At 73.2% G+C, this 18441-nt stretch carries 1 protein-coding gene (cut by both window edges); it reads right to left on the bottom strand.

Every position in this 18441-nt window falls within one protein-coding gene, locus tag ABZ370_RS36255, for a lonely Cys domain-containing protein, read on the bottom strand. The gene is 45180 nt long; 11951 of those nucleotides lie to the left of the window and 14788 to its right, leaving coding positions 14789-33229 in view (codon 4930, partial, through codon 11077, partial); reading right to left, the first codon wholly in view occupies positions 18437 to 18439. Both the start codon and the stop codon lie outside the window.

Genomic DNA, 18441 nt, shown 5'->3' with positions numbered 1-18441 from the left:
CGGCGAAGAGGAAGTCGACGATGCGGAAGTAATCGAAGAACCGGACGCCGCCGTTCGACAAGGCCAGGGCGGCGGCACGGCTGTCGCCACGGAAGCCCACGATGTAGGCCTTGTCGAACGGCAGCGGCTGCGGGGCGCTCTCCTGCGCCACCAGCCCCTGCTCCACCAGCACCCGCTGTATCAGGGTGAACTGCTTCGTGCGGGACAGCAGACCGTACGTGCGGTCCCCCCACCAATCCCCGTCCTGGAGGGATGCGACGCCCACCGGCTTGCCCGCCGGGTCCTCCGGGTCCCGGACCCTCGCCAGTGACACCTCGTCCACGAGAACGCGGGTCCCGTCCATCGCGACGATCTCCGAGGCCCATCGCAGCGCGGGGGGCGTCTGCGCAGGGTCGGCGAGGACGGCGAGGGCGCTCCACGCGGCCTCGAAGATGGCCCGGTGCGCCTGCTGCCCCTCTGGGGGAATCTGCGGCAGCAGCGCGAACGCCTCGTCCACGGCCTCCCGCAGACGCTGGTGGACGGGGTGGCCGGCGGACAGCCGGCCCAACGCGTACTCGCCCAGCGCAAGCGCGATGTTCCTGCTCTCCACCAGGCTCATCAGCTTCCGGGGCATCCTCTCCCCGACCTGCGGCACACCCCCCAACGCGGCCACCTTGAGGAAGGCCGCGGTGTCCCGGACCACCGGATTGTCCAGGATCCGCCGGATGGACTCGTGGAGGACATCATCGGGGAGCGGGGCAGGGAGCGACCGCGCCCGCTCGTAGGCGCTCAGGCTGAGCCCCGAGACCTCGTCGACAGCACGCGATATCTGCTCGGGCGTCATGTACACGCCGCCGTTGTAGCCGAATCGCCGCAGCTCCGGCAGAACCAGCGCGACGTCCAGCCGGCCCTCGTCGGTGTCCAACTCGTAGTCGTCGGTGCCGATCGCGCCCCTCTGGGCGACGGCAGTGCCCTGGGATGTGCGCCCGGTGAGTATAGCCGTCCAGTATTCGCGGGCGGTCACATAGCCATTCGCGGTGTCGAAGAACCCCACGTCGAACGGCTTGTCCGGCGTCGCTCTCGCCCGATGGAACTCCAGCAGTTCGGAGAGATGGTGGACGAGCATTTCCGTGAGCTCGTCGTAGCGCTCGTTGAGGAACGTCCGGGTGCGCGGCCGGAGGGTCCGCCGGACGCGATCCATCGGATTCCGGGACGCCACCAGCAGAAAGTTCTTGGTCAGGAGATTCTCGCGGCCTGGCCGATCCGCGGCCTGGCTGCGGATCGGCCAGGCCGCGGCGTGCTGAGACCCCCACCATCCGTAGCCGAAGACCTCGTCGACGTCCGGAATGGCCGCCAGGAACGGAACAAGATCATTCTGCGCGCCGTCATGACCGAGGAGACGGTTCACGAACGCCGTGGTGGTCTTCTGCCCGAAGAACCGCATCGAGACCGTCACGGCCTCAAGTGTGGGCTCATTCGCCCGATCCAAGGCGAGGTCCTGGAGCGCCCCGAGGCCGAGGGTGACGATCCCAGGGGTGAGGTGGAAGTAGGAGCTGTCGCTTGAGTCCACTACGGCCTGTCCGACCGTCGTCCGCTCGCCCCACTCGGTGGGCGTCCAGCCGCCGAGGGTCTCCAGCAGTTCGGAAAGCGGGACCGGAACCCCCCGTTCATCCGGGATCGCCAGCGCAGCCCAGATCCGGTTCAGCTGCCTCAGCGCCTCCTGAGGGGGCCACCTTCGCTCCCCCGGGAGCGAAGCCATCGGGTCGTCCATGACAATCTCGGCGATACAGTAGCCATTCAGCTCGGGCGCCTGCTCCCCCGGTGCCACCCGCGGCTTCGAGCGGTGGAACCGTCCGTCGGCGGTTACCCAGTATGGGCGAGCGTCCGTGACGATCTTGAAGCCGGGACCATGAGCCAGCTCCAGCTTCATTGGGCTACCGGTCAGCCCCTGAATGCGGAGGGGCCGATCCTCCTCGACCTCCAAGCCGGTGGCACCGTAACGGCGGCCGGTCGCCGCGTCGAGCTGCGCGTGGGCCGGGGAAGCCGACTGCATGAACGCCGGCAGCGCGTGCGTGACCCGCCCGTCGAGGTCGATCACCACCGCATGCGCATCGGACGGCGCGACCTCCGGGGGAAACCCCGAGATCCGGCGACCGACACCCTCCGACACGTCCACCCACACCACTCCGCGGCCCTCGCCCTCGCCGAGGTTGTACGCCGCGAAGGCATGGCCCAGCCGCTCCGCGAAGACATGTCCCGGCTGCCGGCCCTGACGCCGCGCCAGGACGAACGCCGCCGCGCCCGCCCCTGCCTCGGCGACCGCCTTCTCCACCTCCTCCCACGACCGCACCCCACGCCAACCGGGGCCCGCCGCCAAAGAGGACGCCGCCGAGTTCCCACTCAGCGCCGAGTCGTCCAGCGCACGCGGCCGCACCGAACCGGCCTTCGCCGGGCCGGCCTCTTCCGGGCCGGCCTCCATCTCCGCCGGGCGCACCCCCTGCGGGTACAGCTCCTCCCGTAGCGACCTCAGCAGGACCAGGCACCGCTCCTCCGACATCCCCTCTGCCGGCCCCTCACCCGCCACACGGTCCACCCGCTCCTTCAGCTCCACACGGCTCAGCACCGAAAGGGGCTCACGAGGTCCGACAGCGCGATGCCGCCGACGGCCGGCCACCGTGCCGCCGGACACCGTGTCCGGCGCCGGAGCCGTACCGGCGTCGACAGCGCCCTTGGTGACACCTCCCCCGGGGGGCGGGCGGCCGTCCAGCGGGCGGACGTCGGCGGGCACGGTCGGCCGCGGCCCGTCGGCCTCGGGCGGCTCCGTGTCCCGCACCGTTCCGGCCGTGCGTGTCGACGGCTCGTCCCGCGGTGGCGTGGCCACGGTCTCCGGCGACGGGGACGTCGTCTCGCCCTCCGGAGACGTCACGGACACCGAAGGAACCGGCATCTCGGACGCCCAGCCGTGCAGCGGCCCGGGAGTGAAAGGCAGGTGGACCGGGCCGGTGACCGTGCGCAGGACCAGATCGACGGGGCGCCGCGCGCGGTCGGTGGCGCGGGCCGCCGCGTCCAGGGCGAGCCGGATGTCGGCCGGGAGCGTGACCCCGAGGGTGTTCAGGGCCGCGTCGGGCGTGACGCCGTCGTTCAGAGCCTGACCGACGGCGTCCAGCGTCCGCCGGGTATCCCGCCCGACCTCGCCCGCGTCCAGCCACACCTGCGCCCGCGCGTCCTCCTCGGCGAACCCCCCGGCGAGCCGGTCGCCGAACTCCTCGGGGCGCAGCGCCCGCCAGTCGGCCGGCCCGTTCCCGGCGAGGACGGCCGGGGCGTCGTAGACCTGCGGGGAGGGGCGGGCCGGGACGATGCCGAGGCCGAGTACGTCCTCCAGGGCGGAGCGCGCCACCAGGTTGCCGGTCACCCAGCGGGTGCCCTTCGGGCCGCTGACCTCCAGAACGGTGTGGGCGGTGAGCACGAATCCGAGCTCACCGCTGTCGTCCGGCTCGCCGTCGGCGTTCTCCGAGACCGGTACGCCGCGCTTGATGATGGAGCGGCTGTAACTCATGCTCCCGGAGCTCTGGCCCTGGGATGTGCTCGCTCCCGCCAAAGGGGACGTGCCGCCGAGCGTGTGGGTGTTGTTGTCGGTCAGCCCGCCCTTCAGCGGGCTGGCCAGGGAGGAGGTGTGGGTCCGGCTGCTCGAGCCGCCGGCGTTGTGGACGGTGGTGCTCACCTGCTGGGACTGCACCTCCCTGCTGGAGCTCTCCAACTGCGGCCCGTACAGCGCGACCCCGATCCGCGCGGAGCCGCCGGAGGGCTCCTTGCCGGTGAACCGGGATGCCTGTGCGGGTGTCAGGGCGACCTTGCGCCGCCGGATGAGGTCGCCGACGCGGCGCATGGTGGCCTCGGCGGACTCCGCGGTCTTCGGAAGGCCATCGCCGCGCAGATCCGGGTCGACCTCCCGCAGCGCGTCGGCGAGTTCGTCCGCGGCGTCGAAGTCGTACACGGCGAGCGGCTGGGTCGGGGTCCAGCGCGCGGTGTCGGTCAGCCGGCCCCGTTCCGGATCGGTGCCCGCTTCGGTGCTCGGGGCGGGAGCGGAGGCGGGAGCGGAGGCGGGAGCGGCCAACCGGGGGTCGGACCGATGGACGTCCGGGGTGATCAGGGCCGGCGGCGGGGCGGGGAGTTCCGGGGTCCCGTCCTCCAGCCGCGGTGGGGTCTCGCTGCCGGGGAAGCGGAGGGTGACGGTGGCAGGGACGACCGGGCCGGAGGCGGGGGCCTGGGTATTCCGCGTGGGCAGGGCAGCGTCGCGGCCCAGCACCCGGTCCAGCCAGCGGGTCAGCCCGCTGGTCTCGGCCGCCGACAGCCCACCGCCCAGCATCCGCTGCGCCAACTTCCCCACCGAGACGGCCCGGTTGATCAGGAAGCCGGGCGCCGTGTTGTTCAGGCGGACCGAGGTGACCTCTACGCGGTACTCGTACGGCACCCCCGGGAACTCCACGACATTCCGGAAGGTGCGCGGCCAATTCTGGTCGTACCCGGTGGTGGAGAAGGAGTCACCGAGGGTGCCGACGGAGGAGAAGAAGGCCGAGAGCCCGCCGCTGCCGGTCCGGCCCGTCCCCGGCAGGTTGACGTCACCCGCCACGCCCGAGCTGAGGTCGAATCCAGTACTCCGGGATGCGGTGTGGGTGATCGTGCCGGCCGCGGAGTTGAGGTTCTCCAGACCCGAGTACGCCAGCGGCGTGCCGCGCAGCGCCGCCAGGTCGGTGCCCGGGGCCGGGCGGGCGTTGAGCGCCACCTCCACCAGGTACAGAGCACCGGCGCGCCCCCGGTACGGGAAGTGGAAGCGGTGCCAGTGGCGGGCGCCACCGGCCACCAGTGACCGCAGACCGTTCGCGGCGCCGATGTCCGCGATACGCGAGGCGAGCCCGCGGACGTGGGAGCCGCTGCCCGGGGTGAGGGAACCGGGCGCCTCCCGCCGCACGGCGCCGCGGATGGCCTGGACGACCTCGTCCAGCGAGCCGGTCGGCAGGGCCTCGGGCACCGAGGCGTAACCCAGCGAACGGCCACCGGAACGCGCGAAGTGCCTCGCCATGAACCGGTCCATGGGCGGTTGGGGAGACGGCTCGAGGCCGGCCGGCCGGGCAAGCTGCGGATTCTGCCTGACCCGGTGTTCGGGTACCCAGAAGACCACCCCGCCGGGCACGGTCACGGCGTGGGCCACCGAGCTGTGCGGGCCGATACCGAAAGCGTTCGCGACCGCGTTGTCGAGGCCCTTGTCCAGGTGGATGAGGTACGTGGCATGGGCCCGGAACCGGTGCAGCGGGTTCCTGGCATGCGGCTCGATGGTGATGCGGTCGGTGAAGGTGCCGCTGGTCTCGGTCTTGCCGCGCCCCGTCGCGATGTTCCGGCCACCGCTGCCGGAGACGCCGCCGGGGTGTTTTTCGCCGGTGTGCAAGCCGGTCAGGCTGGTGCCCAGCGCCCCGGAGAGGTCCTCGAAGGTGCCGTGCGAGGCGGATTGGGTGGTGGTGAGGTGGTTCTCCGCCCACGTGGAGGCGTCCGGGTCGTTATCGGGGTTGAATCCCGTCCCCTCGTACACCACGTCGTGCAGGAAGCCGATCATATTGCCCTGAGCGTCGGTGCCCACCACGTCACCCGCGGCATCGGCCTCGAAGACCAATCCGCTGCCGAAGATCTGGGGCGCGCGGGAGAGCAGGTAGGTCGACGACAGCGATACCCGCATCACCTGCTGGACCGGGCTCTCGGTGTTCGTGATGGGCGCGCCGACGACCCTGTCCCTCAGCATCCGCGCGGGCACGCCGAAGGCGGTGACGGCCGAGGGCAGCGCGTCGAGGAGGTTGGAACCCGCCGCGTCGGCCCACTGACGGATCCGGGCGAACGCGCTGGGCTCCGAGGCCGAGCGCAGCGCGTCGAGGAAGGTGGGGTCCGCCGGGTTGGCGCCCTTGAACAGCTGCTGGAACGCCCCGGTCAGCGCGGCGGTGCCGATCGCGAGGTTGACGTGGGCGGAGGCGGGGAGCAACACCACGTCCTGCGGGCGGGAGCCGTCGGCGTCCGGTGTCATCCGCGCCTTGCGGAAGTCGTCGTGCGTCGCCCGGCGGATGCTGACCGGGCCCAGCGGGGCGGGAGGATGGCCGAGGGTGCGGCTCAACGGCACAGCGAGGGTCACGGTGCCGTGCGCCGTGAACGTCGCCAGCGGGGTGCCGCCGTTTTCCGAGAACACCCTCATGACGTGGGTGACCTGGTTGTCGAAGATCCCGAGCCCGGGTTGGGCGAAGGTGAGGCCGTGGACCTCGTATCCGGAGGAAGACGCGGCGGAGCGGCCTTTTCCCCCCGTGGCGGAGGCGGTGTACGGGATGCCGCCCTCCAGGGTCCAATCGCCGTTGTCCGAAACCGGGCCGCTGACCCCGGCGGAGACGCCGACGAACCCCGAGTGGCTGGAGCTGCGGGACTCGCTGCCCGGGACGCCCATGCCGTTGACGTTCATCAACGACCAGCCCGGCAGGTTCTTGCGGTGGTGGGGGTACGTGCCGTCCCTCTGCTCCACGGACGTGTCGAAGCCGATCCGCCAGACGCCGTGTCGGAGGGGCAGGCTGAAGTAGCGCGGCTGGTCGCCGTCCGCTCTCTGGTCGAGCCCACCGGTCTCGCCGATCTGGGAGCGCCAGATGGTGAGCTTGCGGGCGTTTTCGAGCTGCGCTTCGACGATGTCGTCGCTCAGCCAGTCGCGACGCCGGTGCTCGGTGGGCGGCAGGAAGCCGAGTCGGCGCCCCAGGGTCTCCAACTGGTCGTACAGCTCCTCGGCGCCGGTGACCTTCAGCGGGGTGACGTCGACCCCCAAGGACTTCATGCTCGCCAGCTCCGGCGGAAGGTGGCGTTCCGCGCCGGGCCGCACCGGGACACCGTTCACATCGGCCAGGGTGGGCACCCGCATGGACTGCTCCCAGGGCCTGTGCAGGGTGAAGGGGTCGGTCGTGCCGCCCCCGGCGCGCACGAACTCGACGACGTAGCTGATGTCCGCGTTCGTCAGGAGACCGGGGTTTGCGCTGATCAGGCCGCGCCAGTCGTACGCCGTACCGCCGGAGTCGAACACGACGGACCGCTGGTGCTCATAGCCCCCGCCGAGGACGAAGTTCCCGTCCGGGCTCGGGGCGCCCTGGAAGGTGGGGGTGACGCCGAACTCCCCCTTTATGGCGTTGAGGATCGACAGCCCGGTCTCGACGCCGACCGTGTGCAGCAGGTCGGATTCCAGGACCGGTGTGCCGTTGGTCTTCGCCAGCCAGTCGGGGTCCAGGGCGTTGAGCCGCGCGGAGACCTTCAGGAAGCCCAGCGGCTCACCGCTGTGGTCACGGAGGACGGGCGAGACGTAAGCGTCGGCCAGCATCAGCCGCAGGCCGCGCTGGTTGTTCTCGGTGAGGAACACGCGCAGTTTGTCGATGGATTTGTCCGACATCCGGCGCAGGTGGGGGCGTAGTTCGGGCGCCGCGAGGATCGCGTCGAGCAGGGCGGACGGGTCGTAGATGGTGTCGACCCGGTGGAGCCAGAGCTCGTCGGTGAGGGTCCACACGTCGGCGGGGAGGTCCTGCGGGGCCACCGGGCCGTACGGGCGCTCCGGCGGGTTCTGCGTGAGGTAGTCCGGGAACCACGCCATGAGCCGGCCGGGCGCGGGTGCGGCGGCGCTCCAGGCGTCGTCGCGCCGGGACGGCGTGGTCGTGGTGGTGGCCGTGGTGGTGGCCGTGGTGGACGCGGCCGTGAACTGAAACGCCATCCGGTAGTCGTAGGCATGTGAGCGCTCCGCGGAGAACGCCAGCGCGGTCATCACGGTGTGGCCCTCCGGCATGTCCACGTGGATGGCTTGCTGGTTGTGGGTCGGCGTCACCTTCGGGGTGATGGTCACCGAGGCCACCGCGGGGTTCTCCGCGTCCTGGATCGGCGTGGTGTAGCTGTAGGCGAACGGCAGGCTCCGGATGTTTCCGGTGGCGTAGCTGTCGCCCGTGTCGACCCCGGTCCGGTTGCGCTCCTCGACGTACACCCGCCGGCCCTCGGGCGAGTCGTCCGCCATCGTGGGGGCGAGCTGGTGGTCCGAGAGTTCCATACGCACCGACACCTCGTACGTACGGCCCCGGTAGGTGACCGTGCGGACCATCCCCTTGGCGCTCGCCAGATACGACTTCGCGTACCGCAGCTCAGCCTCGCTGTACTTGGCGGCGATCTCCTGGTCGAGCGTGGCCGTGTCACCCGGGTCCTGCGCCTCCGGGTCGCGGGGCGGTGCCTCGACGTGGGCTCGGGCCCGTACGGTCTGACCGAGCTGGGAGTGCAGCCAGGTGATGGTGTCCTCAGGGAACGTGACGGGCACCGATCCCTGCAGCCCGCGGTAACCGTGGCCGAAGCCGGTGACGAGGCGGGAGAGGCCCGGGTCGGCGGGGGCGGGGTTCTGGTCCGGCTCCGCGTCGGACTCCTGGTCCGAGTCCGGCTCCGAGCCCGGGTCCGATGCCGGCTCCTGGTACGAATCCGGCTCCGGCGGGACGACCGCCGGGCGCGGCAGCGTGTTCGGGCCGACGGAGTCGGCGGGCTCCACACCGGCAAGGTCCTGCCCGTCCCGGTCGCGCGCGGTCCCGGAGGGAGGCGCGCTGAGCACCGGGGGCGGAACCGGGAGCGGGGCCGCCAGCGTGTCCACGGCGGGGCTCGCGGGGCGGTGGCCGCGAGGACGGCGGTGGGACGCGTCGCTGGTCACCTGCCGGAAGGGCGGGGGGGCGTTCTCCGGGTTCGCGAGTTCGACCGGATTCCGGAGCCGCCAGTCCCGCGCCGTCACCGTCGTGCTCTGCGACGACGGGTTCAGGGCGAGCACGGGGTGCGGCTCCCCGCTCGGGTGCGCGATCCCCGACTGGGCACGGGTGAACGCCACGATGCGGCCCAGCCGGTCATTCAGCAGGTCCGCCAGGAGGGAGCGGCGGTAACCGGGGATGTCCAGCACCAGGACGCTCTCCAACTCCCGGCCCATCAGCTTCGGGTGCTGCGCCAGCAGTTCCACGACCTCCCCGAAAGGCACCCGGTAGACCGGCCACTGCGCGTCACCGAAGCGCAGCCGCAGCGCGTTCGGGTCCGACGGGTCGTAGGACGCCCGCACCACGAAGGGCATCGGAAGGTCGTCGCCGGCCTGGTCCTTGCCCGCCCACGGGGCCTCCTCCAGGCCGCCCGGCGTCTGGATCCGCGAGGTGTCCAGGGCGGTGGCCTTCGTCCCGGTGGACCAATCCTGCCCGGCGATCTCATCGCCCCGCAACGGGTCGAACAGCTCGTCGGCCTTGAGGTAGGCGCCGGACTCCAGGTGGAACGCGGCCAGCGCGTCGGGATTGTTCGCGTCCCGGCCGCGGGCGAACGCCTTGGTAGTCAAAGTCCGCAGTTCCATGCGCCGCCCGTCGTCCACCGGGTCGGTCGTCTCCAGGTGGAGGGCCTTGCGGGCGAGGGTGTCGACGTCCGGGCCGGGCCGGTCCAGCAGCTCGTGGGCCCTGACCCGGGCCCAGAACACCCGGGACCGGTGACTGTCGTTCACCTCCAAGGGTCGGACCTTCATCAGGAACGCGACGGTGTCGTCGAAGTCCCGCGGGCGGGGGTGTCCGTCCTTCCAGGTGCTCGCCGCGTCGACCGCGGGCGGCAGCGTCACGAGGTCGGCCAGGCGCGTGCCGGGGGCCGCGTCCGCCGCCTTGAGGAGCACCGTCCGGTAGTCCGCCCGGCGCGCCTCGGTCTGCCCCGCGGGCAGCGACGCCTCGACGATCCGGTGGAAGAGGTCCATCGTGAACGGGCCCGCGCCGCGGAACCTCGGGTCGGCCTGCCACATGCAGTCCAGGGCGGCGGCGCCGTCCAGCAGCTTGGCGTAGCGGGGGTCCTTCTCGATGCGTACGGCGTCGTCCACCTCATTGCCCAGCACCAGCTTCAGCGCCCGCACCAGACGCAGCGTCCGGTGCCGCTGCTTCCCGGACACCCGCCCGCCCGGACCGCTGAAGCCGATCGCCCGCGCCCGGCGGCTCAGCTCACCGGCCCTGGGCTCGGGGAAGAACTTCGCCCGCGCGGACCGCCGTCCCTGGGGGTCGGTGTACAGGAAACGCAAGTAGGCCCCGTTCGTGATACGAGCGAGCGCCGCGCTCCGGATGGTGCAGCGCACCTTGCGCCGCTGGCCGTTGGCGTAGCGCTGGCCGATGGGCACGTCCTCCAGCGGGTCGGCGACATACGGCCCGGCGTAGGCATGGTTGGGGAGTAGTTCGTTCAGGGGCACCCCGGCGTCCCGGAACGAGCCCGCCCAGCAGATCTCCAGGTCGCTCCAATGGGTCTTGGGGTAGCCGGACAGGCTGTTGCGCCGTGCCCGGGCCCAGCCCTCCGTTTCGGGACCGTCGAGTCTCCTGGTGCGGCCGTCCTCCATCGGCAGGTCGATGCCCTCGGGGAACCCGTGGCCGCTCTGGTAGACGGCCGGCTTCGCCTCGTCCGGGTCCCTGTCCGCCGGGACGAACAGCGGGGACATGAAGCCGGTGGCGGGGTTGAAGTGGGTGAAGTGCTTGGTCTGGTCGATGTTGCGGAGGTAGTCCTCCCGGTTCTCATCCAGATCGGCGGCGTCGAACGCGGAGCGGCCGACGAACTGCTTGGTGTGCTTACTCACGATGGCCTGGGTCACCACGGCGTGGTGCCAGTCCGGCACGTCACCGGGCGATCCGGGGTCGCGGTCGGGGCTGTTGGGCACCCAGTCGCCCTGGGCGCCCCCCTTCTGCCGGACCACCCTGATCTTCGCCCGCCCCGACGGCTCGACGGTCAGCTCCACCTCGCCGATGTGCGCGTGCACCGTGCGGCCGGTGCGGAACGCGAGCATGCGCGGCAGGTAGAGCAGGCCGTGTCCCGCGCGCGGGATGGCCAGCGCAATCGGCACGCCACCGGGCACCAGCGAGTTCAGGACGGGGTCGTGCGCCATCAGCTCGACGAACTCGCCGATGCCCAGCGGGCGGGTGGTGCCGTCGGGCCACGGCACCACCACCCGGTCCCGGCCGCCCTTGGCGGCCACGACGTAGAGAGGCTCGTCCCACGCCCACGACGGGTCGTCCACCCCTACGTCGGTGATCTGGCCCCCGTCCTTCGTGACCGCCTCGACCGTGGTGGTGTCGATGGAGGCGACCTTGTCGTCCGTCCAGTTCAGGCCCGCGGGGTCGTTCGGATTATGGGCGTCGGTGAACCGGAACCGGCTGTCGAACAGGCCCTGCTGCTGGGCGTGGAACGCCCCCAGGGCGTCCAGGCCGGTCGCCCGGCCCGCCCGGTCCGCGTCCAGCACCAGGTCCAGCAGTTCGTTCCGGACGTCCTGGTCGACCCTGAGGCCCTGGGGCAGGTGGAGGAGACGCCGGGCGAGCGTGTCCACGTCCAGCGACCCATGACGCAGGCTCTTCTCCCGGCGGCGCAGCCGGTCCAGCATCTCCACCGCCTTCGCCCGGTCGGCGGAGATGATCCGGATCGTCGTCGGCCGGGGGAACTGGGGGATGTTCCCGTTGGTGGGGACCTCGGGGTGGCCGGTCCGCTGGATGGGGAACTGGGTGGCCTCCAGGCGGGGCGCTCCGGCCGGCACGAAGCTCTGGAGGACGCTCAGCGCACCGGCCAGCTCCAGCATCAGCGCCCGCTGCGTGACACGGGCCCGCTCCGCGCCGCGCTGCCGGGCCAGCTCCTGCAGGGCCGGCAGTTCGCCCTTGGAGCGCACGTCGTCGCCGTAGCCGACGACGACGATCTCGGGCAGGGGCACCCCGGCGCGCTGGTTCCGCAGCCCGGCGGCGGCCAGGCGGCGGGCCAGGGTCCGCAGCTTCGCGGTCTCGGCGGGGGACAGTTCGACGGACGGACTGGTGAACCTCACCTCGGCCTGCGACGGCAGCAGGCCCCGGGAGGCGGGCTTCGCGGCGGGTTGGGAGCTGCCCGGGACGGAATCCGACTCCTCGTCCGACGATTCGCTGTCTTCGGACGTGTCGGAGGCGTCCTCGTCGGAGGAGTAGAGGACGTCCGAGAACACGCCCGCCGAGGAGTCGGAGGACTCCGAGGAACCCCAGGACTCCGAGGAATCCCAGGACTCCGCGTCCGATTCCGGCTCCCCCTCTCCCGGGACGTCCTCCATCCCGGCGTCCGAGTCCGAATTCGACTCCGAACTCTCCGACTCCGACGACGTGTCGGCTTCCTGCATCTCGACGTCGGACGAGTACACGGCGGCAGACGACACCGCCGGGCGGGGGCGGGGCGCGAACAGGTCGGCCTCGGTCCACCGGGGGCGCAGTCCCAGCTCCCGGCGTCGGGTGTCGGCCAGTTCGACGGCCGAGCGGGCGTCCGGGCCGTGGGCGAGCAGATGCACGGCGACGTCCCGGACCGCCGCCCGGAACGCGTCCCCGGCGTACCGGACATCGGTCCGGGCCGCGTCCGGCCCGGTGGGCAGCACCAGGAAGGCGGCGAGGTCCCAGGCCCCCGCGGCGTCCCACGCCGTGGTCTCCCGCGCCGCCGCGTCGTCCCCGGGCTCCGTGTCACCTTCCGGCGGGGCCGCGCCCTCGCGCGCCGCGGTGTCCGCCGCGAACGCGTCGAACGCCGACCGCCACAGCCGCCGCGCCACCGCGGCCGCGACCGTGTCGATGCCGTCCGGCCCCGGCCCGGGCCGGCCCAGCAGCAGCCGCACCTGGACCAGCGGGGCCAGATCCCGCGCCGGGAACCAGCCGGCGCCGAGCTCGACCTGGATCACCTGGCTCGGCGTCAGGGCGACGCCGAGGTCTCGGAGCTGGTCCGCCGTCACCTGTGCGTCGGGGGCGAGCCGGGGCGCGCCGGAGGTCAGGTCCGTCTCCTCCACCTGGCGCGCGAGCCAGTCCCGCCGGTCGTCGTCCAGCCCGGGGGCCGGGGCGGTGTCCCCGAGCCTGCCGGCGGCGGCCAGCCGGGTGGGCGGCACGCCGAGGGCGTACAGCCGCGCCGTGGCGTCCTCCAGCCACTCCAGGGCCTCCTGGAGCCGGGCCGCGGCGGCCGGGCCGGTCCCGGCGGTCCCGACGGCCTCGGTCACGCCCTGCCGTGCCCGCGTGTGCTCGTCCCAGGTGAGCGCGAGGGTCTCGGCTTCCTGGCGGGCGTCGCCCCGAGGCGACCCGGACGGCGCGTCGGCGGTCTCCACCGTGGACGGCGCGTCGGCGGTCTCCACCGTGGACGGCGCCTGGCCGGCCTGCGACGGGTCCTGGGTACCCGTCCGTGCCTGGCCGCCGGAAGGGTCCTGGGTGCCGGACGGAGGCGTGCCGAGCGGCGGCAGCAGGCCGTGGTTCACCGGCCGTGTCCGCTCCTGTCCGCTCGGCGGGGGCTTCGGCGCGCCCTTGCCGGCGGCCGGTCCTTCCGGGGGCACGACGACCACCGACGGGACCGGGGCGGGCCGCGTCGGGGGCGGGGGCGGGGCCGGCCGGGTGCTCCGGAAGTTCCAGGGGGCGCGCGGGTTGCCCGATCCGCGCGGGATCGCCGCGAGGAAGTCGCCGCCGCGCTCGTACAGGACGATGGCGTTGCGGCCGTCGGGGGACGCGCTGCCAAAGGTGTCGATCGTGCCGTTCTCGTGCACGAAGGTCACGTGCAGGCCCCTGCCGTTCGCGACCAGTTCGGCGGCGAGCAGGGCCGTGTCGCGGTTCCATCGGCGGGCGGCCCGCAGATGCGCGCGGATCAGGCCCTCGCGCACGTGTGGGGGCAGCGGCAACTCGGCAGGTAGCCGGCCGCCGCCGCGCTCGAACTCCCGGCGCAGCCTGTCCGTGAGCGGACGCCGGAACCCGGCCTCGTACAGCTCCTCCACAGTGAACCTGGCCCGCGGGTCGAGCCGGACCCCCGTCGGCAGTGGCTCGGTGTCCAGCAGCTCGGCCAGTTCGTCGACGACGTCGAACCCGTGGTCGCCGCGCGGGTCGGCCCCGAGGGCGACCGCGACAGCGGAGTAGAACATGTTTCCCACCCCGATGTCGGTCCCGACCAGGTCGTAGACGAAGCCGTCGGGGTCGGCCAGCGTGCGGGGGTCGCTCGCCGCGTCGAACTTGGGCTGGTCCGCGTAGGTCGCGTCGTCCAGACCCTCCCAGGTCCACGGGCGGGTGGCGTGGGCGGTCAGCAGGGACTCGTCCACCGGGTCCATGGGCTTCGGCGCGGGCGGCGGCCCCTCGGCCACCGCGTCCGGTCCCACAGCCTGGAAGTGCCCGTCGGCCAGGTACAGCACGACGCGCTCGGCGTCGTCGGGCAGCGGGCGGCGCGCGTCGGGGGCGAAGTCCTGGAACGTGCCGTCCTCGCGGACGACGCGCACGCCCACCCCGTACCGGCGGGCCGCGAGCGCGGGCAGCACGTCGGCGGCGCTGTGGTTCCAGCCGGTGTCGTTCGCGGCGTCCGCCGCGCGCCGCAACTGTGCGGCGGCCAGTCCGCGGCGCTGGGCGGGGCTCAGCGGCTGGTAGCGCCGGTCGGGGGTCGGCCGGTCGCCGGCCGAGTGCGGGATCACGCCGAGGCTGTCGAACTCCCGGCGCTGCGGGGTGTCGGTGCCCAGGTCGAGGGCGGCGGAGTCCAGTTCGGCGGCGGCGAAGGTGTCCGACTCGTCCGGGGAGAGGAAGGCCAGCAGCGGGGAGTCCAGCGGCAGCCCGTCCACCACGTCGGCGAACACGCTCCGCAGCCCGGTGACGTCGAGGGGCGTGCCGTCGGCGCGGGTGCGGGCGGCGGGCAGCGCCTGCTGGAAGGCGCGGTAGAAGGAGTTGTCCGCGGGCACGTCGTGCAGCCGGTGGGTGGTCCCCTCGGGGGATTTCACCGCGGGCGCGCCGTCGTCGAGGGCGGTCACCGGGGTGTAGCGCGGCGGGGCGGCGGGCGGCTCCTCGAACATCTCGTCCCGGGCATCCTGGGGCCGCTCCGTCCCGGCAGTCTCGGTACCGGTCTCCGTCCCGGCGGTCTCGGCGCCGGGCGTCTTCGGGACCGTGGTGCCCGTACCGGGGGTGCCCGTGGGGCCGGTTCCTGGGGTCTCTCCCTCGGGCTCCTCGACGATCGTCTCCAGTCCGCCCGGCGCCCGCTTCGGCTCCGGCATCAGCTCCGTCACCGTGGGCTCGGGCAGCCCGGCGCGGGTCGGGACGGCGCCCTCCTCGGCGCTCGGCGGGTCCTCGGGCAGCCGGTACCAGCGGGTCAGCCGGTCGGTCTGGGCCCGCAGGTGGTGGAGGGCCTCCGCCGCCGTCTCGGCCTTGCCCTCCTGGTCGCTCACCTCGGTGAGGCACGCGTCCAGGGCTTTCCGCGCCGCCCGGTGGGTCTGGGCCGCGGCGTGGGCCGCGTCCCGCGCGCTCGCCACGCGCTCGGCCGCCGCGGCCCGGCGGGCGTCAAAAGCCCGCCGTGCCTCCGCCACCATCCGGTCCCGCTCTCCGCGCCGGATGGACTCCACCAGGGCGTCCGCCTCGGACAGGGCCTTACGGGCGTGCGCGAGCCGCGCCTCGTGGGCCTCGCGCCGCGCGGCCGGGGCGGTCTCCGCCAGGGTGTCCAGCGCGGCGTCCTTGTACGCCTGCATCGCCTGCCCGGCCCATTCGATGGCGGACCGCAGGGTGCCGGCCACCGAGTCCGGGAAGTCGTCAGGGGCCTGCTGGAGCACGGCGTTCGCGGCGGCCGTCGCCGCGGCGAGGTCGCGCCGCGTCGCGGCCCGCTCGTCACGCTCGGCGTTCTCGGCGGCCCGGCGCTCCCTCCGTGCCAGGGCGCGCACCGTCCGGGCGGCCTCGGCGGTCTCCACCAGATCGGGCAGGTCGCGGCGCAGTTCCCAGTACTTCGCGTCCGCGTCGTCCCAGGTCTCGGCCGCGTCCTTGACCTTGTCCCAGGCCTTGGCGACGGTCTCGGGGAAGGTGTCGTCGGTGATCAGCCCGAGCCCGCGGGCGACGTCCTCGCGCACCCAGGCCAGCACGTGGGTCTGCGCCTCGACGCTCTGCGGGCCGGGGTCGACGCCGCCGAGCGAACCGAGTACGTGCTTGCGGATCCACTGGCTGGACGACAGGTCCTTGAACTGCCGGTGGACGTCGGCGACGCTCAGCCAGGCCGTGGGGATCGCGAACGCGAAGACCCGGCCCGTGCTGGGCTTGATGTTCACCTGGCGCGCCTGGTCGTTGGCGATCAGGCGCCCGTCGCTGTCGGAGGTGTCGGCACCGGTGCCGGTGGCCCCCGGGTTCGCCCAGCCGACGGTGTCCGATTTCAGGGCGGGGGTGCCGCCGATGACGGTGTTGTGGTCGCCGCCCTGGGAGGCGGCCGCGTTGTCGCTCTGGGTGATCCGGGTCGAGGACTCCATCCGGGCGCCGTCGGCCACCGCCAGGAGCTGCGCACGCGTGAAGTCCGGCCGGGAGAACACCCGGAGCGCGCCCTCGGAGTGGTCCGAGATGGCGTTCGCCACGAGGCCGCTGGTCTCGTAGCCCGCGTTGCCCGACGCCTGCTCGAAGAACGCGGAGAGCGCCCCGGAGCCGTGTGCGTCCTCCAGCACCTGCGCGGAGCCGGTGCCCTCGGCGGTCAGCGGGGTGGCCCGCGCCGTGCGCAGCGCCCGCTCCAGCTCCTCGCCCGTGACCTCGCCCGAGAGGGCGGCCAGCCGGTTGTCGTACGCCTTGCCCAGGGCGAGGGTGCTCGCCGCGAGGATGCTCTGCGCGCCGATGATGTTGCGGACGTGGAAGCCGTTCCGCGGCGGGGCGAACGGGCTGTCGGTCCCGTCCGGCAGCGCGATGGACCGCCAGGCTTCGAGGCCGCCGAAGCCCCCGCGCAGCGGGTTGGCGGTCCCGGTGAGCACGTTCACCGCGGGCGGCTCGTCGGCGATCTCCGGCGGGGCCAGCGGGTCGGGGCGGTCCGTCGGGGCGCCCGGGGCGGCGTCCGGCCGCATCAGGCTGAGCGGCACGATCTCGCGCTGGCTGCCGACCTCCCCGCTCTCCTCGATCCGCCGGGACGTGCCGTTCCAGCCGCCCTCGCCCCGCTTGCTGCCCATCTCCATGGTGATGCGCAGCCGGTAGCGGGTGGCGAACTCGGCGTGCGGCTCGCTGGTGCTCGAGGTCCACAGCCGGCCGCGGATCCGGGCGTCGGTCGCGGAGAGGTTCTGCCGGTTGGAGCCGGTCTCGGTCAGCGACGGTCCCGCCATGGGCACGACGGCGTCACCGGTGTGGACGCCCTCGTTGACCAGCGTTCCGGCGTCCTTGCCGCGGCCCACCCGGGAGGTGTCGCTGAAGCTCTCGACGGCCCACCGGTTGTCCCACAGCTCGGTGCGGGGCCACAGCCGCACGAACTCCTGCTCGCCCACGGGTTCGAGCTGCACCCGGACGCGTACGTTCCGTCCGCCGATCTGGATGCGCTTCCAGCCGAAGGCGCTGATCCGGGCCGTCACCGAGGAGCCCATCCCGGCCATCTCGCGGCGCAGCGCCCGGGTGACCCGGGCCGAGGTCAGTTGGCGGATCGCCTCGCGGCTGTCGTCGTCCAGGCCGCTGTCGCGCAAGCGCTGCTCGAACCGCTCCACCACGGCGGTGGTGTCCAGGGAGTTGACCGGGTACGTGGCGAACGGGGCCTTGTGGAACCACCGGGGCTGGAGCCACCGGCGGCGGGTGTACCGGGGGCCGCCGCCGGACTCGTCGCCGGCGATGAGGCCGAGTTGGTGGGCGATCCGCTCGGGCAGGTGCCCCAGCCAGCCGCCCTTGACCACCTGGCGCTCACCGGCCCAGTCGTGCAGCCTGCGCACCACCGCGCCGAGCGAGGAGAGGATGCCCGAGGAGCGGGTCTCGGCGGCCACCTCGTGCTCGGCGTCGCCGGTGGCCAGCACCTGGTGGCCCTGGTCGGACCGGGTGATGTCCGAGGTGACGGTGCGGGTGATGGTGCCGCTGGAGCCCCGGCTGCGCCACCACGGCCGCCAGACCGCGCCGTAGCTGCCGGTCACCCCGGGCCCGCCGGCGTGGGAGTGTCCGTAGACGGCCGTGATGCCGGCCTGCTGGGTGAAGCTCTTGGTCTGCGCCCCTGACGCCTTGGTGGAGCCGCCGACCGTCACCTCGGTCTCCATCGGCTGCGGCCGGGTCAGCGCCCGCACGTTGGTGATCCGCATCCGGTGGACGACGGTGGCCAGCCAGTCGATGTAGGGGCCCTTGCCGAACAGGCCGGTGGTGCGCGACCCGGTGGCGCTCGCGTTCTGGTCGGCGTTGGCCGTCAGGAACTGCGCCTGCTCCGGGCGGACGGCGGCGTCGTGCGCGGGGGCGCCCTCGCGGGTGAGCTGCCATTTGCCGTGGGACGCCTTCTCCAGGACCCGGTCGACGATCCCCCGGGCCTCCTTCGGGGCCACCACGGAGAGAGTCTGGTGGGGCAGCCCGTCCAGCGGCCCCGGGTCCCGGCCGTCCTCGGTGGAGGCGTCGAGCAGTTGCCTGGCGTCGGCGCGGGACATCGGGGACCGGGTGACGGGCTTCGGGTCCAGGAACGGGTTGTCGGCGCCCGGGGCGTGGGGGTCGG

Origin of the sequence: Streptomyces sp. NPDC005962 (assembly GCF_040629205.1) — a bacterium.
Classification (GTDB): domain Bacteria; phylum Actinomycetota; class Actinomycetes; order Streptomycetales; family Streptomycetaceae; genus Streptomyces.
This window is presented reverse-complemented; position numbering and strand designations above follow the sequence as displayed.